This window comes from Pseudomonas sp. efr-133-TYG-5, assembly GCF_030209175.1.
Classification (GTDB): Bacteria; Pseudomonadota; Gammaproteobacteria; order Pseudomonadales; family Pseudomonadaceae; genus Aquipseudomonas.
On sequence record NZ_JARVSM010000009.1, the window covers coordinates 1 to 20,756 of the forward strand.

24 protein-coding genes are annotated in these 20,756 nt (G+C 63.4%); 15 read left to right on the forward strand and 9 right to left on the reverse strand.

The genetic code is table 11. The features are described 5' to 3' along the window. The first annotated feature begins 185 nt into the window (after nucleotides 1-185). Both rhtA and QRN70_RS24890 read left to right on the forward strand, forming a co-directional pair. Entirely contained in the window at nucleotides 186-1,073 is an 888-nt protein-coding gene (rhtA, locus tag QRN70_RS24885; protein ID WP_285420528.1) for a threonine/homoserine exporter RhtA, read from the forward strand. 169 nt (nucleotides 1,074-1,242) lie between these two features. Continuing rightward, a complete protein-coding gene (locus QRN70_RS24890) occupies nucleotides 1,243-1,524 on the forward strand; it encodes a hypothetical protein (protein WP_285420529.1) in 282 nt (93 codons plus the stop codon). A gap of 12 nt (nucleotides 1,525-1,536) precedes the next feature. On the opposite strand, the gene QRN70_RS24895 is transcribed toward QRN70_RS24890, so the two are convergent. Further along, complete coding sequence (locus tag QRN70_RS24895; protein ID WP_285420530.1) at nucleotides 1,537-2,106, reverse strand: TetR/AcrR family transcriptional regulator; 570 nt, start codon at nucleotides 2,104-2,106, stop codon at nucleotides 1,537-1,539. 90 nt (nucleotides 2,107-2,196) lie between these two features. Here QRN70_RS24895 and QRN70_RS24900 point away from each other — a divergent pair, with 90 nt between their 5' ends. Both QRN70_RS24900 and QRN70_RS24905 read left to right on the forward strand, forming a co-directional pair. Next, nucleotides 2,197-2,925, forward strand: a complete 729-nt coding sequence (locus tag QRN70_RS24900; RefSeq protein WP_285420531.1) for an SDR family oxidoreductase — start codon at nucleotides 2,197-2,199, stop codon at nucleotides 2,923-2,925. A gap of 30 nt (nucleotides 2,926-2,955) precedes the next feature. Continuing rightward, complete coding sequence (locus QRN70_RS24905) at nucleotides 2,956-3,546, forward strand: 2-hydroxychromene-2-carboxylate isomerase (RefSeq protein WP_285420532.1); 591 nt, start codon at nucleotides 2,956-2,958, stop codon at nucleotides 3,544-3,546. 78 nt (nucleotides 3,547-3,624) lie between these two features. On the opposite strand, the gene QRN70_RS24910 is transcribed toward QRN70_RS24905, so the two are convergent. The 4 genes from QRN70_RS24910 to QRN70_RS24925 all read right to left on the reverse strand — a co-directional run bounded on the left by QRN70_RS24910 (nucleotide 3,625) and on the right by QRN70_RS24925 (nucleotide 7,850). Further along, a complete protein-coding gene (locus QRN70_RS24910; RefSeq protein ID WP_285420533.1) occupies nucleotides 3,625-5,433 on the reverse strand; it encodes an aminopeptidase P family protein in 1,809 nt (602 codons plus the stop codon). 60 nt (nucleotides 5,434-5,493) lie between these two features. After that, nucleotides 5,494-6,660 carry an aminotransferase class V-fold PLP-dependent enzyme gene (locus QRN70_RS24915; RefSeq protein WP_285420534.1) on the reverse strand — a complete coding sequence of 389 codons (1,167 nt, stop codon included), beginning with the start codon at nucleotides 6,658-6,660 and terminating at the stop codon, nucleotides 5,494-5,496. A gap of 205 nt (nucleotides 6,661-6,865) precedes the next feature. Then, entirely contained in the window at nucleotides 6,866-7,480 is a 615-nt protein-coding gene (locus QRN70_RS24920) for a LysE family translocator (protein WP_285420535.1), read from the reverse strand. 100 nt (nucleotides 7,481-7,580) lie between these two features. Continuing rightward, nucleotides 7,581-7,850 (reverse strand): hypothetical protein, encoded by a 270-nt coding sequence (locus QRN70_RS24925; RefSeq protein ID WP_285420536.1) that lies wholly within the window; start codon nucleotides 7,848-7,850, stop codon nucleotides 7,581-7,583. Between the two features lie 395 nt (nucleotides 7,851-8,245). Here QRN70_RS24925 and msuE point away from each other — a divergent pair, with 395 nt between their 5' ends. The 4 genes from msuE to QRN70_RS24945 all read left to right on the forward strand — a co-directional run bounded on the left by msuE (nucleotide 8,246) and on the right by QRN70_RS24945 (nucleotide 12,385). After that, nucleotides 8,246-8,809 (forward strand): FMN reductase, encoded by a 564-nt coding sequence (gene msuE / locus QRN70_RS24930; RefSeq protein ID WP_285420537.1) that lies wholly within the window; start codon nucleotides 8,246-8,248, stop codon nucleotides 8,807-8,809. Between the two features lie 10 nt (nucleotides 8,810-8,819). Continuing rightward, the gene (gene ssuD, locus QRN70_RS24935) at nucleotides 8,820-9,965 is read left to right on the forward strand and encodes an FMNH2-dependent alkanesulfonate monooxygenase (RefSeq protein WP_285420538.1); all 1,146 of its coding nucleotides are present in this window, start codon (nucleotides 8,820-8,822) and stop codon (nucleotides 9,963-9,965) included. 106 nt (nucleotides 9,966-10,071) lie between these two features. Beyond that, the gene (locus tag QRN70_RS24940; protein ID WP_285420539.1) at nucleotides 10,072-11,259 is read left to right on the forward strand and encodes an acyl-CoA dehydrogenase family protein; all 1,188 of its coding nucleotides are present in this window, start codon (nucleotides 10,072-10,074) and stop codon (nucleotides 11,257-11,259) included. Between the two features lie 22 nt (nucleotides 11,260-11,281). Further along, a complete protein-coding gene (locus QRN70_RS24945; RefSeq protein ID WP_285420540.1) occupies nucleotides 11,282-12,385 on the forward strand; it encodes a sigma-54 interaction domain-containing protein in 1,104 nt (367 codons plus the stop codon). On the opposite strand, the gene QRN70_RS24950 is transcribed toward QRN70_RS24945, so the two are convergent. After that, on the reverse strand, nucleotides 12,382-12,747 hold the full coding sequence (locus QRN70_RS24950) for an antibiotic biosynthesis monooxygenase (RefSeq protein WP_285420541.1): 366 nt from the start codon (nucleotides 12,745-12,747) through the stop codon (nucleotides 12,382-12,384). The two genes, QRN70_RS24945 and QRN70_RS24950, sit on opposite strands and share 4 nt — an antisense overlap. A 94-nt stretch (nucleotides 12,748-12,841) precedes the next feature. Between QRN70_RS24950 and soxR the strand changes: the two genes are divergently transcribed. Beyond that, on the forward strand, nucleotides 12,842-13,288 hold the full coding sequence (gene soxR, locus QRN70_RS24955) for a redox-sensitive transcriptional activator SoxR (protein ID WP_285420542.1): 447 nt from the start codon (nucleotides 12,842-12,844) through the stop codon (nucleotides 13,286-13,288). A 41-nt stretch (nucleotides 13,289-13,329) separates the two neighbouring features. Here soxR and QRN70_RS24960 read toward each other — a convergent pair whose 3' ends face one another. The 3 genes from QRN70_RS24960 to QRN70_RS24970 form a co-directional block, all read right to left on the reverse strand. Beyond that, nucleotides 13,330-14,100 carry a MetQ/NlpA family ABC transporter substrate-binding protein gene (locus QRN70_RS24960; RefSeq protein ID WP_285420543.1) on the reverse strand — a complete coding sequence of 257 codons (771 nt, stop codon included), beginning with the start codon at nucleotides 14,098-14,100 and terminating at the stop codon, nucleotides 13,330-13,332. Nucleotides 14,101-14,183: 83 nt separating this feature from the next. Continuing rightward, nucleotides 14,184-14,849 (reverse strand): methionine ABC transporter permease, encoded by a 666-nt coding sequence (locus QRN70_RS24965; protein ID WP_285420544.1) that lies wholly within the window; start codon nucleotides 14,847-14,849, stop codon nucleotides 14,184-14,186. A 2-nt stretch (nucleotides 14,850-14,851) separates the two neighbouring features. Beyond that, a complete protein-coding gene (locus tag QRN70_RS24970; RefSeq protein WP_285420545.1) occupies nucleotides 14,852-16,066 on the reverse strand; it encodes an SfnB family sulfur acquisition oxidoreductase in 1,215 nt (404 codons plus the stop codon). Between the two features lie 270 nt (nucleotides 16,067-16,336). Between QRN70_RS24970 and QRN70_RS24975 the strand changes: the two genes are divergently transcribed. From QRN70_RS24975 to QRN70_RS25000, 6 genes are all read left to right on the forward strand, one after another. After that, entirely contained in the window at nucleotides 16,337-16,795 is a 459-nt protein-coding gene (locus QRN70_RS24975; protein ID WP_285420546.1) for a VOC family protein, read from the forward strand. Between the two features lie 229 nt (nucleotides 16,796-17,024). Next, nucleotides 17,025-17,909 carry an alpha/beta fold hydrolase gene (locus QRN70_RS24980; protein WP_285420547.1) on the forward strand — a complete coding sequence of 295 codons (885 nt, stop codon included), beginning with the start codon at nucleotides 17,025-17,027 and terminating at the stop codon, nucleotides 17,907-17,909. 194 nt (nucleotides 17,910-18,103) lie between these two features. Next, entirely contained in the window at nucleotides 18,104-19,303 is a 1,200-nt protein-coding gene (locus tag QRN70_RS24985; protein ID WP_285420548.1) for a PepSY-associated TM helix domain-containing protein, read from the forward strand. Further along, nucleotides 19,300-19,842 (forward strand): PA2404 family protein, encoded by a 543-nt coding sequence (locus QRN70_RS24990; RefSeq protein ID WP_285420549.1) that lies wholly within the window; start codon nucleotides 19,300-19,302, stop codon nucleotides 19,840-19,842. The genes QRN70_RS24985 and QRN70_RS24990 overlap by 4 nt, the downstream gene beginning before the upstream one ends. A 20-nt stretch (nucleotides 19,843-19,862) precedes the next feature. Continuing rightward, the gene (locus tag QRN70_RS24995; RefSeq protein ID WP_502941679.1) at nucleotides 19,863-20,171 is read left to right on the forward strand and encodes a hypothetical protein; all 309 of its coding nucleotides are present in this window, start codon (nucleotides 19,863-19,865) and stop codon (nucleotides 20,169-20,171) included. Continuing rightward, on the forward strand, nucleotides 20,168-20,743 hold the full coding sequence (locus tag QRN70_RS25000) for a DUF6162 family protein (protein WP_285420551.1): 576 nt from the start codon (nucleotides 20,168-20,170) through the stop codon (nucleotides 20,741-20,743). Before QRN70_RS24995 ends, QRN70_RS25000 begins: the two co-directional genes overlap by 4 nt. Nucleotides 20,744-20,756: the final 13 nt, after the last annotated feature.

The following is a 20,756-nucleotide window of genomic DNA, read 5'->3' on the forward strand; positions in this document are numbered from 1 at the left end:
TTCGACTGCGCCGGAAGTGGGGCGAATTATAGACCTCCAGAATCTGCCGTCAACAGTTAATTTCATTTTTCTATCAACCGGCATGAAATGCCCGCTTCTATATAGACGCGCCAGCAATCCATGCGCACTATATTGCCCAATTCAACCAATACCACCTCCTGCTACCCTCTCGGACGACCCGCGCAATGAATGACCAACCCCGCAGCCTGGCCTCAATCCTGTTTCCGGTTGGCCTGCTATTAATAGCCATGGCGTCGATTCAGTCCGGAGCCTCGCTGGCCAAAAGCATGTTTCCGATTGTGGGCGCCCAAGGGACAACGACACTGCGCCTGATATTCGCCAGCGTAATCATGCTGCTCCTGCTGCGTCCCTGGAGAGCGAAGCTGACGGCCAAATCCCTGCGCACGGTGATTGTCTACGGAATGGCCCTGGGCGGGATGAACTTCCTCTTCTATATGTCATTGCGCACGGTGCCACTGGGGATTGCAGTCGCGCTGGAGTTCACCGGCCCCCTGGCAGTAGCCATTTACGCATCCCGCCGCGCCATCGATTTCCTCTGGATCGCCCTCGCCGCCATTGGCCTCTTCCTGCTGATTCCGACGGGAGCGACCTCAGCCGGGCTCGACCTGGTCGGCGCCGGATATGCCTTGGGTGCCGGCGCCTGCTGGGCGCTTTACATTCTGTTCGGGCAAAAGGCCGGTGCCGACAACGGTGTCACCACGGCGGCACTGGGCGTCATGATCGCCGCGCTGTTCGTTGCGCCCATAGGCATCGTCCATGCCGGTGCCGCTCTGCTGACGCCTTCGTTGATCCCGGTGGCCATTGGTGTGGCGATTCTCTCCACTGCCCTGCCCTACACCCTGGAAATGGTCGCCCTGACGCGAATGCCGGCGCGCACCTTCGGTACGTTGATGAGTATCGAGCCGGCATTCGGCGCGCTGTCGGGTTTGCTGTTCCTGCAGGAATACCTGACTTTTGCGCAATGGATGGCGATCCTCTGCATCATTCTCGCCTCCGTGGGGGCCACCATGACGATGGGGGCGGCCGCCAAGCCCGCGGTTGCGGCGGATTGACAGCGGTTTTGACTTAGGTCTGGTATTTGGCGCGCATTTAGGCCATGTTTAGCCGCGTAACCCAATGCCAGGCATGGACTTTTTCGGACAGGGACATCAGAACGCTTACAGCGCCAGCGAATACGGGCAGACCCGGGCGTCAGACTCGAGGCCGCCATTAAGGATGGTAATGAAACGAATTTTGATATTGATCGCCGTACTTGCGGTTACGGGCTGCGCGGCGACATCGAAAACCCAGGTGAAGCACGGCAAGAAAGGCCTGCACATCAATTGCTCGGGGCTCTCGTCCTCCTGGGACAAGTGCTACACCAGCGCCGCCAACTCCTGCGCCCCCAAGGGTTACAAAGTCATCGCCAAATCGGGCGACGCCGTGGAGGAACCGGGTGATTATCCGTTCGGCCTGAACCCGGCCGGCTATACCAGCCGCAGCATGATCGTCATCTGCAAATAGTTCGATGCCACTTCATTCAGCGCATTGCCCATCGAGCTGACGAACGATCTCCTGATGGCTGGACTGCAGGACCCTACGCTGAATCTGCGGCGTGGCCAGCATGCGCGCTACCACCAAAGCCCCGACACATTGCGACAGAATGGCCCAGGCCAGGCTGTCGCTCTCCAGTATGTGTGCCCAGCTCTGCTGCAGCCGGCAGATCCATAGCTCGGCCTGCTCGCGCACCGACTCATCCGCCCGGGCGATCTCTGCTCCCAGCGCCGGCAAGGCGCATCCAGACTCGGGCTGCTCGACATGCGCCATGCTCAGGTAGTGCTTGAGACAGCGCTGCAGACGCTGCCGATCCTGAGTCTCCTCGCCGCCCAGGCGCTCCAGGCTTTGCTTCAGCTCGCGCTCGACGATCGCCGTGAACAACTCGTTTTTCGAGGAAAAATGGCTGTAGAACGCGGCACCGCTCAAGCCGATCGCCTTCATCAGGCCATCGACGCCCACCGAAGAGAAGCCAGACTTCTTCGCCGACAGCGCGCTGCTTTGCAGCAGTTTTTCGCGGGTTTCCAGTTTATGGCTGGCGGAGTAACGCATGGATTGTTCCTCAGAATGGCTGCCTTGACGCTGGGCGGATCCTAGCATAACGTTCGTTCACTTAACGATCGTTTACTAAAGGGATAACCCATGAATAACAACAAGGTCGTATTGGTGGTCGGTGCCGGCGATGCCACCGGAGGCGCCATTGCCCGACGCTTTGCCAAAGAGGGTTTCATTGCCTGCGTCACACGACGCAGTGCTGACAAATTGCAGCCATTGGTGCAAGCCATCCAGGCCGACGGCGGGCAGGCCCACGGATTTGCCTGTGATGCACGCAAGGAAGACGAGGTGATCGCACTGATCGAAGACATCGAAACCCGCATCGGGCCGATCGAAGCGTTCGTCTTCAACATCGGCGCCAACGTGCCGTGCAGCATCCTCGAAGAAACCGCGCGCAAGTATTTCAAGATCTGGGAGATGGCCTGCTTCTCGGGGTTTCTCAATGCCCGTGAGGTGGCCAAACGCATGGTCGAGCGACGTCGCGGCACGATCCTGTTCACCGGTGCCACCGCCGGCTTACGCGGTGCTTCGGGCTTCGCCGCATTCGCCGGGGCCAAGCACGGCATTCGCGCACTGGCGCAAAGCATGGCCAGGGAGCTGGGGCCGATGAACATTCATGTCGCGCACGTGGTGGTCGATGGCGCCATCGATACTGACTTCATCCGCGACAACTTCCCCGACAAATACGCCACCAAGGATCAGGACGGCATCCTCGATCCCGAGCACATCGCCGAGAACTACTGGTATCTGCACCGCCAGCCACGGGACGCCTGGACGTTCGAGCTGGATCTGCGTCCGTGGAACGAACGCTGGTAAATCCCCATAACAAAAAAGAGCGCAGCGACTATGAGCAAAACCGTGGAGTTCTACTTCGACCTTGGCAGCCCCGCTACTTACCTGGCGTACACCCAACTGCCAAAAATCTGTGCCGACACCGGCAGTCAGCTGATCTATATCCCGATGTTGCTGGGCGGGGTGTTCAAAGCCACCGGCAATGCGTCGCCGGCGATGATTCCGGCCAAGGGCCGCTACATGTTCCAGGACCTTGACCGCTACGCGAAACGCTACGGCGTACCGCTGAAATTCAACCCGCACTTTCCGATCAACACGCTGATGCTGATGCGCGCTGTCACCGGCGTGCAACTGCGCCAGCCGCAACGCTTCCTGGCCTTTATCGATTGTCTGTTCACTGCGCTGTGGGTCGAGGGGCGCAGTCTGGACGAGCCAGCAACCGTCGCAGCTGTGCTGGCCGAGCATGGCTTCAATCCTGAGGAGGTGCTGGCGTTGACCCACGACGAGGCCGTCAAAGCCGCACTCAAGGACAACACCGAAACCGCCATCAAACGTGGCGTGTTCGGCGCGCCGAGCATGTTCGTCGGCAATCAGTTGTTCTTCGGCCAGGATCGCCTCGACTTCGTCGCGCAGGCACTGGCCTGACGCTCAGCAGACGCCCTGGCGATTCATAGGCCGAGCACATGCCTCAAGCGCTGGCGACAGCGCCTGAGTTGCATGCCTTCAGATCGCCGCGGTGCGGGTGTGCAACCATTCCAGCGCCGCACCGTCGAGCAACGGGCTCAGGCGCTCGCGCACTTCGGCGTGATAGGCGTTGAACCACTGCTTATCTTCCTCGGTCAGCAGCGCCGGCTCCAGGCAACGGGTGTCGATCGGGCACAGGGTCAGCGTTTCGAACTTGAGGAATTCGCCGAACTCGCTGCTTCCCGCCTCGCGGTTCATCGCCAGGTTTTCGATGCGCACGCCCCAACGGCCCGGACGGTAGGTGCCCGGCTCGATGGAAGTGATCATCCCCGCTTGCATGGCAGTCTGTGGTGCCGGCGCTGCCTGATAGGCGATCACCTGCGGACCTTCATGAACGTTGAGGAAGTAGCCGACGCCATGCCCGGTGCCGTGTCCGTAGTCGACGCTGTCGGCCCAGATCGGCGCGCGGGCGATGGCATCCAGCAATGGCGAGAGAATGCCTTTCGGGAACTGCGCCCGCGACAGCGCGATCACGCCCTTGAGCACCCGGGTGCAATCGCGTTTCTGCTCGGCGGTCGGCGTACCGACCGGCACCATGCGGGTGATGTCGGTGGTGCCTCCCAGATACTGGCCGCCGGAGTCGATCAGCAGCAGGCCATCACCCTCGATCACCGCGTGTTCTTCTTCGGTGGCGTGGTAATGCGGCATCGCGCCATTGGCGTTGAACGCCGCGATGGTGTTGAAACTCAGCGACACATAATCCGGGCGACGCTCGCGGGCGGCGGTGAGTTTTTCGTCGATGGTCAGTTCGGTGATGCGCTCACGCCCCCAGGCCGATTCCAGCCAGGCAAAGAATTCGCACAGCGCCGCGCCGTCCTGCTCCATGGCCCGGCGGATATGCTCGGCGTCGGCCAGGCTCTTCTGCGATTTGGCCAGGGTCGTCGGGTTCAGGCCTTCGACCAGTTTCACCGCGCTGTCGAGGTTATCCAGCAGACCGCAGGTAACGCGCGCCGGGTCGACCAGCAAGCTCGCGCCCGCCGGCACTGCGCGCAAGGCGTCGGCCACTTCGCTGTAGTCGCGCAGGGTGACGCCATCCTGTTCCAGCACCGCGCGCAACTGCGCATCGACCTTGCTCAGGGCGACAAACAGCGTGGCCTGGTCTTTGCCGATCAGGGCGAAGGAGACGAACACCGGGTTGAACGACACGTCACCGCCACGCAGGTTGAACAGCCAGGCAATGTCGTCGAGGGTGGCGATGAAGTGCCAGTCAGCGCCCCGCTCTGCCAGGGTTTCACGCAGGCTGGCGAGCTTTTCGCCACGGCTGACGGTCGCCTGCGGCGGCAGGTGCTGGTAGATCGGTGCGTTGGGCAGCGGCGGACGGTCGCTCCAGACTTGCTGCAGCAGGTCGAGGTCGGTGCGCAGGCGTGCGCCGCGAGCTTCGAGCTTGCTGCCCAGCGTGCGCGCCGAAGCCACGGCCATTACCGCGCCATCGACCGCTACCACGCCACCCTCAGGGGTCTGCTCGGCCAGCCAGTCCAGCGGTCCCGGCTGCCCCGGTTGCAGCTTGACCAGGTCGATACCGCTGCCCTTGAGTTCCTTGGTCGCCTGTTCCCAGTACCGACTGTCGGCCCAGACCCCGGCGAAATCCGCGGTGACAATCAGCGTGCCGACCGAACCGTGGAAACCCGACAGCCACTGCCGGCCCTGCCAGTAACCCGGCAGGTATTCCGACAGGTGCGGGTCGGCGGAAGGCACCAGCAGCGCGTGAATGCCTTCGCGGCGCATCAGTTCACGGGTCTGCGCCAGGCGCCGGGGCACCGCGCCTTCGGTCAAAGTCTGGGTACTCATCATGTCTCCTGCTAACCACTTCATCGTTATTGTTCGGTGCCGATCACGTTCGGCGTTTTTTCACAGCCCGGTCGCCCAGAATGCCGGGGCACTGGCGCAGGCGGTCTTGATCAGTTGCGCGGCCTGCTCGACGTCTTCGGCGCTGGTGAAACGGCCGAGGCTCAGGCGGATGGTGCGGCCGGCGAGACGCGCGTCATGCCCCAGCGCCAGCAGGACGTGGGACGGCGCATTACTGGCGGAATTGCACGCCGACGTCGCGGAAAACGCGATGGCATGACTCAACGCGGCGCTGTCGAACTCGCCTTCGCTGAAGGTCAGGCTCAAGGTGTGCGGGATGCGCTGGCTGGCGCTGCCGTTCAGGCGCACGCCGGGCAGGCTGAGCAGTTGTTCGAGCAACTGCTCGCGCAGCGCAGCGATGCGGGCCTTCTCTTGCGTGAACACCTCGGCAGCCAGGGCAAACGCTGCCCCCATCGCGGCAATCTGATGGGTTGCCAGCGTGCCGGAGCGCAAACCGCCTTCGTGACCGCCGCCATGGATCTGCGCCTGCAGCCGCTGCTGCGCACGCGGACCGACATACAGCGCGCCGATCCCCTTGGGCCCGTAGAGTTTGTGCGCGGAAAACGACATCAGGTCGACGGGCCACTGTGCCAGGTCGATCGCCACTTTACCGGCCCCCTGGGCCGCATCGACATGAAACAGCGCGCCACGGTTGCGCACCACTTCGCCGATGGCCGGGATGTCGTTGACGGTGCCCAGTTCGTTGTTGACCAGCATCAGCGACACCAGGAAGGTGTCCTCGCGCATCGCCTCGCTGACGGCCTGCGCGGTGATGAGGCCCTCGGCGTCCGGTACCAGATAGGTCACGGCGACACCGGCGTCCTGCAATTGCCGGGCGGTATCGAGGATGGCCTTGTGTTCGATCTGGCTGGTGATGATATGGCCGCCGGACACGCCGCGCGCCTGCGCCACGCCCTTGAGGGCGAGGTTGTTGGATTCGGTGGCGCCGGACGTCCAGACGATCTGCTGCGCCTGGGCACCGACCAGGTCGGCGACCTGGCGCCGTGCCTGCTCGACCGTGTGCCGGGCCTGCTGGCCGAACGCATGGGAGCTTGAAGCGGGATTGCCGAAGTTACCGTGCAACCCCAGACACTCGATCATCACCTGGATGACCCGCTCGTCGACCGGCGTGGTCGCGGCGTAATCGAAATACAGCGGACGTTTGTTCATAAAAGACTCGCAGAGCGTGTTCCGGGATCAGGAGGCTCGTGTCTGCAAATGGCACGGCGCAGCCTTGTGGGCCGCGCCGGAATTCGAGAGCGTCATCAATACCTGATCGGATGCCGTTAAAGAAGTAGGGCTTCATTTCAAAGTGCGTAGGAACGCTCCTGCACGCGACTTTAACAGGCATCGGGCCGGCGGTTGAAGCAATGCGTCAGCGAAAGCTTTCCAGCAGCAGCGGATACAGGGAAATCACCAGCAGCGCGGCCATGCCCCAGTTGAACAGACGCAGCCAGCGGCGATCCTTGAGCACGTTGCGCAACAACGTGCCGCACGCCGCCCAGACGCCGACGCTTGGCAGGTTGATGATGGCGAACACCGCCGCGATCACCACCACATTGGTGAAATAACCCTGCATCGGCGTGTACGTGCTGATGGCGCCGATGGCCATGATCCACGCCTTGGGGTTGACCCACTGGAACGCCGCCGCACCGAGGTAGCTGATCGGCTTGGCCTCACCTTGCTCGTTGTCGCCGACGGGACCGGAATGGGCGATTTTCCACGCCAGGTACAACAAGTACGCCGCGCCGACGTAGCGCAACACGGTATAGAGCAGAGGATAGGTCTGGAACACGGCGCCGAGGCCGAAGCCCACCGCGACCACCAACACAAAGAAGCCGCAGCTAATGCCGAGCATATGCGGAATGGTGCGGTTAAAGCCGAAGTTCACCCCCGATGCCAGCAACATGGTGTTGTTCGGCCCCGGAGTGATCGAGGTGACAAGGGCAAACAGGGCAAAGCCCAGCAGCAGGTCGAGAGAGAGGTTCATGGCAGGCAGTCCGTAGGGTCGTTCAGACGTAGACCCTATCGCACCACGCCGGGCGAACCCATGGACAGTTGGGCAAAACTTCGACCAGTACAGTTTTCGATCAGCTAGGACGACCGTGCAGCTGTACGGCTCGTTCGGCGCTCATCTCACCCTTGTTGTCAAAGCCGAAAGTCCTCTGTGGCTGGCCGAGCAATTCGGCTTTTTTCGCGTGGTATTCATCGAAGGACAGGCCCCGACGATTGAGGGTTTCCAACGCCAGTTCGCGAGTTTCTTCCGCCGTGTAGGGGCGCAGTTCCGGGGATACATGGCTGGCACAACCGGCAAGTACGGAGACGGCGAGAAGCAGGGAAACGGTCAGTAAACGATTCATGGGGAGCGTCCTGGCGAGCAATGGGAGTCGATGGAGAAAGGCTACGCCCGGGCTCGTTCGAGCAGAAATCAACACGCTCGATAGTGGCTATCAGGAATGCGAAAACCAGCGCTTTCTTATTCACAAAAGACCTATCAATAGCAATTAACAGTCTTTTACGGAATAACAGGCAGGCTTTATAAAACGTTCATCGCGCTCGCCACTGTTGCTCCAGCAACTGTTGCCAGAGCAACAGCCGTTCAGCAAAGCCGCTGGATAAACACACCGCGCTGCCCCGGACGAACGCTTGAAGCCGCGTAAACCGGGCTTTCCAGGAATTGGTACAGCGCTTGCTCTGCCCCGGTGACTACTTCTGATCACTGCTCGCCGAGCAACTGTTGAAAAAGGAACTGATGATGTCGCGTCCACTGAAAGTCGTTGCCCTGTCCGGCGGAACCTGGCGTCCGTCGCGCACCCTGGTGCTGACCCAGGCCCTGCTGGCCGAACTGTCCGGCCACCTGGCCATCGACAGTCACCTGATCGAACTCGGCGACATCGCCCGCCCCCTCGGTGCGGCCCTGTCGCGCCAGGAACTGCCGGAGGCCATCGAAGCCGAACTGCAAGCCATCGAACAAGCCGATTTGCTGATCGTGGCCGCGCCGGTGTACCGCGGCTCCTACCCGGGCCTGCTCAAGCATCTGTTCGACCTGATCGACCTCAACGCGCTGATCGACACGCCGGTGCTGCTTGCCGCCACCGGTGGCAGCGAACGCCACGCCCTGGTGCTCGATCACCAGTTGCGCCCGCTGTTCAGTTTCTTCCAGGCCGTGACCCTGCCGATCGGCGTCTACGCCAGCGAAGCCGACTTCGCCGATTACCAGATCACCAGCGAGGCGCTCAGAGCACGTATCCGCCTGGCCGCCGAGCGCGCCGCGCCCCTGTTCGGCACGCAAATCAAACCCCTGCTGAAAATCGCCTGAGGAGTCGTTCATGGATGTTTTCTGGTTCCTGCCGACCCACGGCGACGGCCATTACCTGGGCACCACCCAAGGCGCGCGCCCGGTGACCCTCAACTATTTGAAGCAAGTGGCCCAGGCCGCCGACAGCCTCGGCTATTACGGCGTACTGATTCCCACCGGGCGCTCCTGCGAAGACTCGTGGGTGATCGCCTCGGCGCTGGTGCCGTTGACCGAACGCCTGCGCTATCTGGTGGCGATCCGGCCGGGAATCATTTCGCCGACAGTGTCGGCGCGCATGGCCGCCACCCTCGATCGGCTGTCCAACGGCCGCCTGCTGATCAACGTCGTGACCGGCGGCGATCCCGATGAAAACCGCGGTGACGGCAGCTTCCTCAGCCACAGCGAACGCTATGAAGTCAGCGACGAATTCCTGCGGATCTGGCGCCGGGTGCTGCAAGGCGAAGCGGTGGATTTCGAGGGCAAGCATCTGCAGGTGCAGAACGCCAAGGCGCTGTATCCACCGGTGCAGAAACCCTACCCGCCGCTGTACTTCGGCGGCTCGTCCGACGCCGCCCACGATCTGGCCGCCGAGCAGGTCGACGTGTACCTGACCTGGGGCGAGCCGCCGGCCGCCGTCGCGGCGAAACTCGCCGATGTGCGCGAGCGTGCGGCGCGTCACGGGCGGCAAGTGAAATTCGGTATTCGCCTGCATGTGATCGTTCGCGAAACCGCCGAAGACGCCTGGAAAGCCGCGGACAAACTGATCGAGCACATCAGCGACGAAACCATCGCGGCCGCGCAGAACTCCTTTTCCCGCTTCGACTCCGAAGGCCAGCGGCGCATGGCCGCGCTGCACAACGGTCGCCGCGACAACCTGGAAATCGCCCCCAACCTGTGGGCCGGCGTGGGCCTGGTCCGCGGCGGCGCCGGCACGGCCCTGGTCGGCGACCCGCAGCAAGTGGCGGCACGCATCAAGGAATACGCCGACCTCGGCATCGACAGCTTCATTTTCTCCGGTTATCCGCACCTGGAAGAGGCCTATCGCTTCGCCGAACTGGTGTTTCCGCTGCTGCCGGAACCCTACGCGAGCCTGGCCGGACGCGGTGTGACCAACCTCACCGGACCCTTTGGCGAAATGGTTGCCAACGATGTGCTGCCGGCCAACGGCAAGGCCTGAACAATCGCATGCCTTTGAGCGCCGGCCAGCGCTGGCGAGGACACTTGTGCCCTCGCCACTACCGCCCGGCCAGAGGGCGGCCGTCGAGACTGATGAGGAACCCCGTGTGACCGCCAAACCGCAAAGTACCCTGCTCTCCCCGTTGCAGACCGCCCGCCAGCTGGCCGGCGAATTTGCTTTGACCGCCGTCGAACGCGACGAACGCGGCGGCACGCCGAAAGCCGAGCGCGATGCCCTGCGCGACAGCGGCCTGCTGGCCCTGAGCATCCCCACCCGCTACGGCGGCCTCGGCGCGCGCTGGAGCGAAACCCTGGAGATCGTCCGCGAGTTCGCCAGGGTCGACAGTTCGATTGCCCACGTCTTCGGTTTTCACCACTTGATGCTGGCCACGGTGCGACTGTTTTCCCGCCCCGAACAATGGCAGCCGTGGTTCGAGCAGACCGCTCGGCAGAACTGGTTCTGGGGCAATGCCCTGAATCCGCTGGACACCCGCACCGTGGTCAGGGACCTCGGCGGCTGGCGCGAGTTTTCCGGCAAGAAGAGCTTCTGCTCCGGCGCCAGCGATTCGCAGATGCTGATTGCCTCGGCGGTGGACGACAGCAACGGCGGCAAACTGGTGATCGCCGCAATCCCCAGCGGGCGCAGCGGCATCACCCTGCACAACGACTGGAACAACATCGGCCAGCGCCAGACCGACAGCGGCAGCGCCACCTTCGAGCGGGTGCGGGTCGAAGAATCGGAACTGCTGCTCGACCCGGGTCCGCTGAGCACGCCATTCGCCTGCCTGCGGCCACTGATCGCGCAACTGACCTTCACCCACATGTTTCTCGGCATCGCCGAAGGTGCGTTTGCCGAGGCGCGGCAATACACCCTCAGCGAGACCCGCGTGTGGCACAAATCCTCGGTGCGCGAAGTGCGCGAAGACCCCTACGTGCTGGCCCACTACGGCGAGTTCTGGGTTGCGCTGGAAGGCATCCGCCTGCTGGTGGAACGCGCCGCCGCACTGCTCGACGAGGCCTGGGCCAAAGGCCCGCATCTCAGCGCCGAGGAGCGCGGACACCTGGCCACGGCGATTGCCACGGCCAAAGTCGCCGCCAGCCGTCAGGGCCTGGAGATTTGCAGTCGGCTGTTTGAGGTCACCGGCGCGCGTTCGACCCACGCCTCGCTGCGCCTCGATCGCCACTGGCGCAACCTGCGCACGCAGACCTTGCACGACCCGCTGGATTACAAACTCCATGAGCTGGGCGACTGGGCGCTGAACCAGTCCCTGCCGGTACCGACGTTCTATTCCTGATTCCTTTCGTGGAGCGAGCTTTATGCAACTGCTGACCCTACCGCCCTCACCTGCCCTGGCCACGTCGATCCGCGCCACCGCGCAGGTCTTCGAAGATCCGAAATCCCAGGCGTTGCTGGCGCATCTGCAGCAGGTCGCGCCGAGCGAAGCCAGCGTGCTGATCATTGGCGAAACCGGAACCGGCAAGGAACTGGTGGCGCGGCATCTGCATAACCTGAGCAACCGGCGCAACCGGCCGTTCATTGCGGTGAACTGCGGCGCGTTCTCCGAATCGCTGGTCGAGGCGGAACTGTTCGGCCATGAGAAAGGCGCCTTCACCGGCGCCCTCAGTGCCAAGGCCGGCTGGTTCGAAGAGGCGGACGGCGGCACGTTGTTCCTCGACGAGATCGGCGATTTGCCCATGGCGATCCAGGTCAAGCTGCTGCGGGTCTTGCAGGAGCGCGAAGTGGTGCGCCTCGGGTCGCGCAAAAGCATCCCGATCGATGTGCGCGTGCTGGCGGCAACCAATGTGCAACTGGAAAAAGCCATCAACGCCGGGCACTTTCGCGAGGATCTGTATTACCGACTGAACGTGGTCAACCTGGAACTGAGCCCGCTGCGCGAACGCCCCGGCGACATCCTGCCGCTGACCCGGCATTTCATCGAAGCCTACAGCCAGCGCCTGGGTTACGGGCGCGTCAGCATCAGCCCCGGCGCCGAGCACAAACTGCGGGGCTACAGTTGGCCGGGCAATATCCGTGAACTGGAAAACGTCATCCATCACACCCTGTTGATCTGCCGCAACGGCGTGATCGAACGCGATGACCTGCGCCTGTCCAACCTGCGCATCGACCGCCCGGACGATCAGCACGCCAGCGTCGACGACTCGGCGCAGGCGTTGCTCGAACGCGCCTTCCACAAACTCTTCGAGCAGCAGGCCGGGGCGCTGCACGAAAAGGTCGAGGACGCCCTGCTGCGCGCGGCGTATCGCTTCTGCCACTACAACCAGGTGCACACCGCCGCACTGCTCGGGCTGAGCCGCAACGTCACCCGCACGCGGCTGATCAAGATCGGTGAACTGGCGGTCAACAAGCGCCGCGCCACGCAGAACGTGCAAGGCGAGCGTCTGATCCAGCTGTCGATCTAGCCGAGCAGTTGGCAATGCAGCCCGGCATCGGGGCTGCGGGCGATGCTGCTGAGCACCTGGAATGCACCGAAGGTCACGGTGCGGGCCCGATGGGTGCGCAGCAATTGCCAGAAATCCTGCTCGCCGCTTTCAAAGCCCTGCAACGCCGCCTCGCCCGCTTCGCGGGACCGCCACTGGAGAAAACTCAGCACGCGGCGGCCGTCGTCGCTGGCCTGCACGCTGGCGCTGAGAAACCCGGGGTAACGCTGGGCCAGGTGTTCGCTGTGCAATGCCAGCGCCGAGACCAACGCCGATTGCTGGCGGGGCTCGATCTCGAATTCGATCAATTGGCTGAAGCTGCGGTTTTGCGCAGAAGCGTGCATAAAGTCCCCACTCGTGTGTCAGGCGAATCTTGCGACTCGAAGGCCAGAAGGGTAAAACCTCGAGTTAACTAGAGGTCAACAGGTAATTTTGCAAATGATCACCGCCGCCAATGTGCACAAGCAATTGACCGTCGGCGAGGTCGCGGCCCGCAGCGGCGTCGCGGTCACCGCCCTGCATTTTTATGAAGCCAAGGGTTTGATCAAGAGCCAGCGCAATGCCGGCAATCAGCGCCGCTATCCACGGGAAGTGTTGCGCCGGGTGGCGCTGATCAAGGTCGCGCAGCGGCTGGGGATACCGCTGGCAGAAATCGGCGAGGCGCTGAAACAGCTGCCCGATAACCGCGCCCCGACGGCGGCAGACTGGAAGCTCCTGTCCGAACAGTGGAGCCGCGAGCTGGACGCGCGGATCAATCAACTGATGCTGCTGCGCGACCGCCTCAATGGCTGCATCGGCTGCGGCTGCCTGTCGATGGAGGCGTGTCCGCTGCGCAATCAGGGCGACGTGCTGGGTGAGCGCGGACCGGGGGCGCATTATCTGTAAGCGCCTGGCGCCCCCCGACCGGATAACTCACTCAGCGTCCATCAGAAACCGGGAGCAATCTGCCCTTTGTAGCGGGTCAGGATGAACTCGCGCACCGCGTCGGAGTTCAACGCCTTGGCCAGTTTCTGCACGCCCGGGTCGTTGATGTTGTCCGGTCGCGCCACGAGGAACTCGACATACAGGCTCTTGCCCTTCTCGACGATCAGCGCACTGTTGGTATCGATCCCGGCCTCGAGTGCGTAGTTGGCGAACACGAACGCCAGGTCGACCTGACTCACCGAACGCGCCAGCAGCGCACCTTCCAGCTCACGGATTTTCAGATGCTTGGGGTTGTCGATGATGTCGCGCTGCGTGGCCAAGGTGTTGCTGGGGTCCTTGAGTTTGATCAGCCCCGCCTCGTGCAGCAGCACCAGCGCGCGCCCGGTGTTCACCGGGTCGTTGGGGATCGATACGCTGGCGCCATCCTTGAGCTCGGCGATGCTCTTGATTCGGGTCGAGTAAGCGCCGAAGGGTTCGATGTGCACGCCGACCACCGGCACCAGGTCGGTGTGGCGGGTCTTGTTGAAATCATCGAGGAACGGCCGGTACTGGTAATAGTTGGCGTCGAGGTTCTTCAGCGCCAGTTGCTGATTGGGCTGGATGAAATCGGTGAACACCTTGATGTCGAGATCCACGCCTTCCCTGGCCAGGGCCGGTTTGACGAACTCGAGGATTTCCGCGTGCGGCACCGGGGTGGCGCCGACGATCAGTTTTTCATTGGCGTGGGCGCCGAGCGAGAGAACGGCAGCCAGGACGGCCAGTGTCTTTTTCATGTTGTGCTCCAGGGCAGATCAAAATGGCCGTCGTGGGGTGGACGTGGGGCCTAGTCGGGGTTGAATGGTTTTTGCAGCAGTTTTCAGCGGCGGCTGTAGCGCGCCACCAGGCGGTCACCGGTCATTTGCAGGGCCTGCACCAGCATCAGCAGCAAGACCACGGTGACCACCATCACGTCGGTCTGGAAGCGCTGGTAGCCGAAGCGGATCGCCAGGTAGCCGAGCCCGCCGCCGCCAATCACGCCGGCCATCGCCGTGTAGTCCACCAGCACAATCGCCGTCACCGTGACCGCCGCGAGCAAGCCACCGCGGGCTTCCGGCAACAGCGTGTGACGGACGATCTGCCAGGTACTCGCGCCCATGGCCTGGGTCGCCTCGACCACGCCGCGATCGACTTCGCGCAACGCGGTTTCCACCAGCCGGGCGAAGAATGGCGTGCAGCCCACCACCAGCGGCGGGATGGTGCCCGGCACGCCGAGCGAGGTGCCCATCAGCAACGTGGTCAGCGGGATCAGCACAATCAGCAGAATGATGAACGGCAACGAGCGCAGCACGTTGACGATCACCGACAGCACGCGATAAACGCCGAGCGCCTGGTGCAACTGGCGCTTGCCGGTGAGAAACAGCAGCAGGCCCAGTGGCAGCCCCAGCAACACGGTGAACGCCAGTGCCGCCCCGAGCATGCTCAGGGTGTCGAGGCAGGCCTGGCCGATGTCGGCCCAGTACAGGTGTTTGAACCACTCGGCCATGATTACGACCAGTCGTGGCGTGGCGGTTTGACGTCATTGAGCAGCCAGTTCCCAACCACGTGGTACTTCCAGCGCACCGGGTCATGCAGGGTGTGCACTCGTGCATTGCGCCAGTGACGGTCGAAATTGTGTTTCTTCAGGGTCGAACGGGTGCCGCCGAGTTCGAACAGCTTGTTGCTGGCCTCGATGGCGATTTCCGTGGTCAGCACTTTGGCCCTGGCCACCGCTAGGGAGGCGTGGGCGACGTTGTCCTCATCCGGTGCCGAACGCGCCGCGTCCAGCGCGCGGCCGGCCCGTTCGAGCAAGGCTTCGGCGGCTTCCAGGCGAATGTCCAGGGCACCGATCTGGATGATGGTCAGCGGGTCTTCGCTGGCCCGCTCGACCCCGGCGTCGATCCACGGCCGGGCGAACTGACGGACAAACTCGATGGTGTCGCGCAACGCTGCCCGGGCGATGCCGGCGTCGATGGCAGCAGTGGTCAACTGGGCGAACGGTCCGGCCAGGGTCGGGCTTTCATAGGAGCGGTAGGTCGGGAACACATTGAATGACGCAACCGGCAGATTTTCCGCCAGCACGGTTCCGCTGGAGGTGGTGCGCTGGCCGATGCTGTCCCAGTCGTCGACAATCACCAGGCCCGGGGTACCGCGCTCGACGAAAGCCAGTTGGCCCTTCTGTTCTTCATCCAGGGCCAGCACCGCCAACCAGTGCGCGTACAGCGAGCCGGTGCAGTAGCCCTTGCGGCCGTTGATCACATAGCCGTCGCCGTAGCGGCGGATGGTCGCCTGGATGTCCTGGACGTTCTTGCCGCCGGTTTCCGACAGCGCATTGGCGAACCGATGGCCCTGCAACGCCAGTGCAAAGAAATGCGCCTGCTGCGCGGGTGTGCCTTGCAGGCGGATGTCTTCGAGCAGGCAGTAGTGGTTTTGCGGGATCTGCCCCAGGGACGGATCGGCGGCGGAAATGATCGCGATCACCTGCGCCAGCACCGCGTACGACACCTGCGCGCCGCCAAACGCTTTCGGCACGCTGATGCCCCACAGGCCGCTGTTGGAGTAAAGGTCAACGATCGCGGCAGGCACTTCGCGGCTGCGATCACGCTCGGCGGCGTGCTCCTGCAACACAGCGGCGACCTGTGCGGCCACGCGCAAGGCTTCGGCGTCGTCGGCGATCCGGTGGGCGGCGGGCGGGTTGATCGGATAAACGGCAGATTCAGACATACAGGACTCTCGGTAGCAGTGTTGTACCGGGTCATTGCAGCTTCTGTGCCTGACACGCAGGCCTTGGTTTCAGCGGCCTGGCGCGGGTTTCACGGCCGCGCAGGCGATGAAAAGCCGGGCATTGTGTTGCTTCACTGTCGATGGCTGAACAGTGCCGCCGGCTGCTCGTCGGGTACTCGGCCGGGGCGGCGCCACGGATCTATAGTGGAGCGACCGGAAAACCCGGCGAAGGCACACCTTCGATTTCCAATAAAAACAGGGAGTATCGCCATGAGCGTCAAACCCATTCCCGAGGGGTACCACAGCATTACCCCGTATCTCGGCATTCAAGAGGCCGTCAAGGCCATCGACTTCTACAAGCAAGCCTTCGGTGCCACCGAAGTCATGCGCCTGTCCATGCCCGACGGCCGCATCGGCCACGCCGAACTGCGCATCGGCGACAGCGCGATCATGCTTGGCACGCCGTGCGATCAGGGCCCATTGAGCAATCCGGAGCGTGCCGTGTCGGTCGGCTTGCACCTGTACGTGACCGATGTCGACAAATCCTTCCAGCGCGCGGTGGACGCCGGTGCCACCGCGGTGTCTGAGGTGAAGGATCAGTTCTACGGCGACCGCAGCGGCACGCTGAAGGACCCGTACGGGCACCTGTGGTTTCTCGCCACACGCAAGGAGGATCTGACGCAGGAGCAGATCGAGCAGCGGGCGAAGGAGATGTTTCAGCAGGGTTGACTCCCTCCGCACCTGACGCCCGCTCCTGCAGAAGTCGCCGCGTTGCCGGCGAGCCCCCCATTCACCCTGCAGGAGCGGGTTTGCCCGCGATGGCTCACCACAACACTGCTACCCGTGCTCGTTCGACACATTTCATGAACAGTCCGATCACGCTTCGCGCCTTGCCACACAACGCGGCCGCTTTCACGATGCCACTTAGCAGCCTTCCCTCTGAACAAGGATCAGCCCGATGTTTGCCGGATTCGTCAAAGACCAGCGCCACGTCAACGGTGTGGACATTGCCTATCGCCTCGGCGGCAGCGGCCCCGGCCTGCTGTTGTTGCACGGGCACCCGCAGACCCACGTGATCTGGCACAAGATCGCCGAGCAGTTGGCGGAGCATTTCACGGTGATCGCCGCGGACCTGCGCGGCTATGGCGACAGCTCGCGGCCGCCAGCCAGCGCAGAGCACGTCAACTATTCGAAACGCGAAATGGCCCGCGACGGTGTGGAATTGATGCAGGCCCTGGGCTTCACGCAGTTCTCTGTGCTCGCCCACGACCGGGGCGCCCGGGTTGCGCATCGCCTGGCCCTCGACCACCCCGCGGCCGTTGCGCGCATGGTGCTGCTGGACATCGCGCCAACCCTGGCGATGTACAGCCAGACCAACGAAGCCTTCGCGCGCGCCTACTGGCACTGGTTTTTCCTGATCCGTCCGGCGCCGTTGCCGGAAACCCTGATCGAAGCCGATCCCGAAGCTTATCTGCGCAGCGTCATGGGCAGCCGCAGCGCCGGGCTCAAGCCGTTCACCGAGCAGGCTTTCGCCGAGTACCTGCGCTGTCTGCAACGGCCCGGCAGCGCCCGGGGCATCTGCGAGGACTACCGCGCGAGCGCCGGCATCGACCTGGAGCACGACCGCGCCGACCTGGTCGGCGGGCGGCACCTGAACCTGCCGCTGCTGGTGTTGTGGGGCGCCGAAGGGACGGTCGGACGCTGCTTCGACCCGCTCAAGGAATGGCAGCAGGTGGCCAGCAACGTGCGCGGCAAGGCCCTGCCGGCGGGGCATTACCTGGCCGAGGAAGTCCCCGAACGGCTACTGGCCGAAGCGCTGGACTTCCTGCTGCCCGCGCACTGACTGGCTCGATTGCGCGCTGATTACGAGCGCGAAACATTTGCTTTCATATCCCTCATCGGGATTTGCTTCGGTCATCCGTCTTATAGAGATGCGGGCCGGTCGCGTAGGCAAAAGCCACGACCAGGCCCTTCCGGGAGTCCTGTGCTGCGAAGCCCGTAGCCGCGATGCCTCACTCTGAATCAAGACGTTGAATCATGTCGAAGAAATCCCGCTCGAAACTGTGGTTCCTGGTGCATAGCTGGCTGGCGCTGCCGATCTGGTTTTTTGTCCTGATCGTCTGTGTCACCGGGACCCTGGCCGTGGTCAGCCAGGAAATCGTCTGGCTGGCCAACCCGCAGATGCGCGCCAGCCCGCCGTCGGACGACGCACCGCGACTCTCCTACGACCAGGTGCTGGCCGCGATCAAACAAGCCGAACCGCAGACACTGGTCGAAAGCATCAACCGCCCCGACGAATCGCACTTTGCCCTGGATGTCGAAGTCAGCTACCCGGACGGCCGCTCGCTGACCGTGTACGTCAATCCCTACACCGGGGTGATCCAGGGCACGGCGCCGAGCTTCAACTTCAAGGCGTTCACCCGCGCGCTGCACGGCTGGTGGCTGGTGCCGTTCACCAACGGCTTCAGCTGGGGCTGGTATCTGGTGTCGTTCCTCGGCCTGCCGCTGCAGGCTTCGCTGGTCACCGGGCTGGTGGTGTACAAACGCTTCTGGAAAGGCTTTTTCCGCCCCACTCTGCGCTTCAAGCATGGTGCGCGGATCTTCTGGGGCGACTTCCATCGCTTGAGCGGCATCTGGTCGATCTGGTTCATCGCGGTGATTTCGATCACCGGCACCTGGTTCCTGATCCAGGCGCTGCTCTCGGACAACCAGATCTCCATTTCCAGCGAGCCGATCATTCCGGCCATGTCCCGCGAAGCCGTGCCGCTATCGAGCGATGGTTCGCCACCGCCGCGTATCAGCCTGGACCGCGCCATCGAAATCGCCCAGACCCGAATTCCCGGCCTGGAAGCCAGCTTCATCAGCCTGCCGGGCAATGCCTACGCGCACATGGATATCGGTGGACGCGGCTGGTATCCGCTGATGTTCCAGACCGCCACGCTCAACCCGTACAGCGGTGACGTGGCGGCTTCGCGGCTGTTGTCCGATCGCACGTCGCTGGAGTTCGTCACCGAATCCATGCGCCCGCTGCACACCGGCGACTTCGGTGGTCTGTGGATCAAGCTGATCTGGTTCTTCTTCGGCCTGCTGCTGAGCATGATGGTGCTCAGCGGGTTGTTGATCTGGACCAAGCGCACCGCGCTGGCCACCGCCAACGCCCTCAAGCGCGAGCACAAGAAACAGCGCGTACAGGCACAACCGGCCCTGCACCGTGAAACGTCGGAGGCCAACCTGTGAGCAAGTCCACGAGCGTGGCTCAGCCTTCACGGCTGAGCGTGATCTGGCACAAATGGCGCTTCCACATCAACGTGCTGTTGCTGCTGATCCCATTGGGCTTCATGCCCAAATACTTTGCCGACGCCGCCCTGTTTCGTGGCGACAGCGGCCTTGGCGAGCGCGAAATCGGCGAGATCCAGGTCGGGCCGTGGAGTCTGCGCCTGGCCGAATTGCGTGACGAGGCCCCGCGTTCCGACGGCCCGGCAGGCTATCTGAAAGGTTTCAATGCCGCGCTGTGCGAGGCCTGTATCGAGCCGGTCAAGGCCACTTACCTGCGCATCGGCAAGCCGCGCAGCCTGCGTGCCGCCGGTTCGATCTTCTTCGGCACGCCGTACCGCATGGGCACCCAGTTGCCGGTGTCGGAAAAAACCAAAGCCGACGCCGAACTGTGGATCACCATGGAAGGCTGGGACGGCAGTATGCATCAAGCCTCGATTCCGCTGAGCCAGGCCTCGCCCGCCACGGTTGCCTGGCTGAACAAACAAGGAGCCAAACCATGAGCCGTACCTTGCGCCTGAACATGAGCGCTGCATTGCTGGCGCTGTGCGCCGGTTTCAGCGCCAGCGCCCTGGCCCACAACCCGATGTGCGAGTGCAAGGCCATCGACGCCGAGCAGATCCAGTGCACCGGCGGTTTCTCTGACGGCAGCGGCGCGCCGGGGGTGACCCTCGACGTGATCGGCTACGACGAAACCATCCTCGTACCGGGCAAGCTCGGCGCCGACTCGACCCTGACCTTCAAGAAGCCCGGCGCCGAGTTCTATGTGCTGTTCGACGCCGGCCCCGGCCACGTGGTCGAAATCGACCAGGCGGATATCCAGGCCCCATGAGCACGCCAACCACGCAAATCGTCCGCCCGGCCGGTGCCGGCCATGAAACCCTCAACGTCCTGCTGCTGTGCCTGCTGATCCTGGCGGTCGCCGGTTCGCTGGTGATGTGGCGCGGGGTGTCCCATGAGCCGGAACCCGTCGCCAGCCACCAGCTCGATGCGCGACGCGATCTCAGCGCCGCCGAGCAAGGCATTTATGCCGACCTGCGGGTGACCCTCGACGAAATCCGTCTGCTGCGCGTCGAACAGCAAACCCTGCCGACCCCGCAAAACCTCGCCGACGAAGGTTTCGCGCCGTTCGCCCAGGACGCCAGTTCGGTCAGCCGTGGCGCCCACGCCTGGCAGATGCTCGCTGGCACGGCCTATTTCGGCCACAGCCGGGCGCCTGCCGTTGCCGGTTCCTTCGTGATGCGGGTGAGCGCCGATGACCAGGCCGCGCCGGACATCTGGCTCAACCGCAACAGCGACCTCGCGGCGCCAGCGGACTTGTCCGACAGCGCCCTGTCCGCCGCCGGCTGGAAACAGGTCGTCGCGCAATTCGATGCCGGGGTCACCCGCGAACATCGCCACTGATTCATCGCCCGAT

What these genes read in the sequence shown, in the direction of transcription:
- rhtA (WP_285420528.1), top strand. Translation starts at nt 186, where the DNA reads ATGAATGACCAACCCCGCAGCCTGGCCTCAATCCTGTTTCCGGTTGGC.
- QRN70_RS24890 (WP_285420529.1), top strand. Translation starts at nt 1,243, where the DNA reads ATGAAACGAATTTTGATATTGATCGCCGTACTTGCGGTTACGGGCTGC.
- QRN70_RS24895 (WP_285420530.1), bottom strand. Translation starts at nt 2,106, where the DNA reads ATGCGTTACTCCGCCAGCCATAAACTGGAAACCCGCGAAAAACTGCTG.
- QRN70_RS24900 (WP_285420531.1), top strand. Translation starts at nt 2,197, where the DNA reads ATGAATAACAACAAGGTCGTATTGGTGGTCGGTGCCGGCGATGCCACC.
- QRN70_RS24905 (WP_285420532.1), top strand. Translation starts at nt 2,956, where the DNA reads ATGAGCAAAACCGTGGAGTTCTACTTCGACCTTGGCAGCCCCGCTACT.
- QRN70_RS24910 (WP_285420533.1), bottom strand. Translation starts at nt 5,433, where the DNA reads ATGAGTACCCAGACTTTGACCGAAGGCGCGGTGCCCCGGCGCCTGGCG.
- QRN70_RS24915 (WP_285420534.1), bottom strand. Translation starts at nt 6,660, where the DNA reads ATGAACAAACGTCCGCTGTATTTCGATTACGCCGCGACCACGCCGGTC.
- QRN70_RS24920 (WP_285420535.1), bottom strand. Translation starts at nt 7,480, where the DNA reads ATGAACCTCTCTCTCGACCTGCTGCTGGGCTTTGCCCTGTTTGCCCTT.
- QRN70_RS24925 (WP_285420536.1), bottom strand. Translation starts at nt 7,850, where the DNA reads ATGAATCGTTTACTGACCGTTTCCCTGCTTCTCGCCGTCTCCGTACTT.
- msuE (WP_285420537.1), top strand. Translation starts at nt 8,246, where the DNA reads ATGTCGCGTCCACTGAAAGTCGTTGCCCTGTCCGGCGGAACCTGGCGT.
- ssuD (WP_285420538.1), top strand. Translation starts at nt 8,820, where the DNA reads ATGGATGTTTTCTGGTTCCTGCCGACCCACGGCGACGGCCATTACCTG.
- QRN70_RS24945 (WP_285420540.1), top strand. Translation starts at nt 11,282, where the DNA reads ATGCAACTGCTGACCCTACCGCCCTCACCTGCCCTGGCCACGTCGATC.
- QRN70_RS24950 (WP_285420541.1), bottom strand. Translation starts at nt 12,747, where the DNA reads ATGCACGCTTCTGCGCAAAACCGCAGCTTCAGCCAATTGATCGAATTC.
- soxR (WP_285420542.1), top strand. Translation starts at nt 12,842, where the DNA reads ATGATCACCGCCGCCAATGTGCACAAGCAATTGACCGTCGGCGAGGTC.
- QRN70_RS24960 (WP_285420543.1), bottom strand. Translation starts at nt 14,100, where the DNA reads ATGAAAAAGACACTGGCCGTCCTGGCTGCCGTTCTCTCGCTCGGCGCC.
- QRN70_RS24965 (WP_285420544.1), bottom strand. Translation starts at nt 14,849, where the DNA reads ATGGCCGAGTGGTTCAAACACCTGTACTGGGCCGACATCGGCCAGGCC.
- QRN70_RS24970 (WP_285420545.1), bottom strand. Translation starts at nt 16,066, where the DNA reads ATGTCTGAATCTGCCGTTTATCCGATCAACCCGCCCGCCGCCCACCGG.
- QRN70_RS24975 (WP_285420546.1), top strand. Translation starts at nt 16,337, where the DNA reads ATGAGCGTCAAACCCATTCCCGAGGGGTACCACAGCATTACCCCGTAT.
- QRN70_RS24980 (WP_285420547.1), top strand. Translation starts at nt 17,025, where the DNA reads ATGTTTGCCGGATTCGTCAAAGACCAGCGCCACGTCAACGGTGTGGAC.
- QRN70_RS24985 (WP_285420548.1), top strand. Translation starts at nt 18,104, where the DNA reads ATGTCGAAGAAATCCCGCTCGAAACTGTGGTTCCTGGTGCATAGCTGG.
- QRN70_RS24995 (WP_502941679.1), top strand. Translation starts at nt 19,863, where the DNA reads ATGAGCGCTGCATTGCTGGCGCTGTGCGCCGGTTTCAGCGCCAGCGCC.
- QRN70_RS25000 (WP_285420551.1), top strand. Translation starts at nt 20,168, where the DNA reads ATGAGCACGCCAACCACGCAAATCGTCCGCCCGGCCGGTGCCGGCCAT.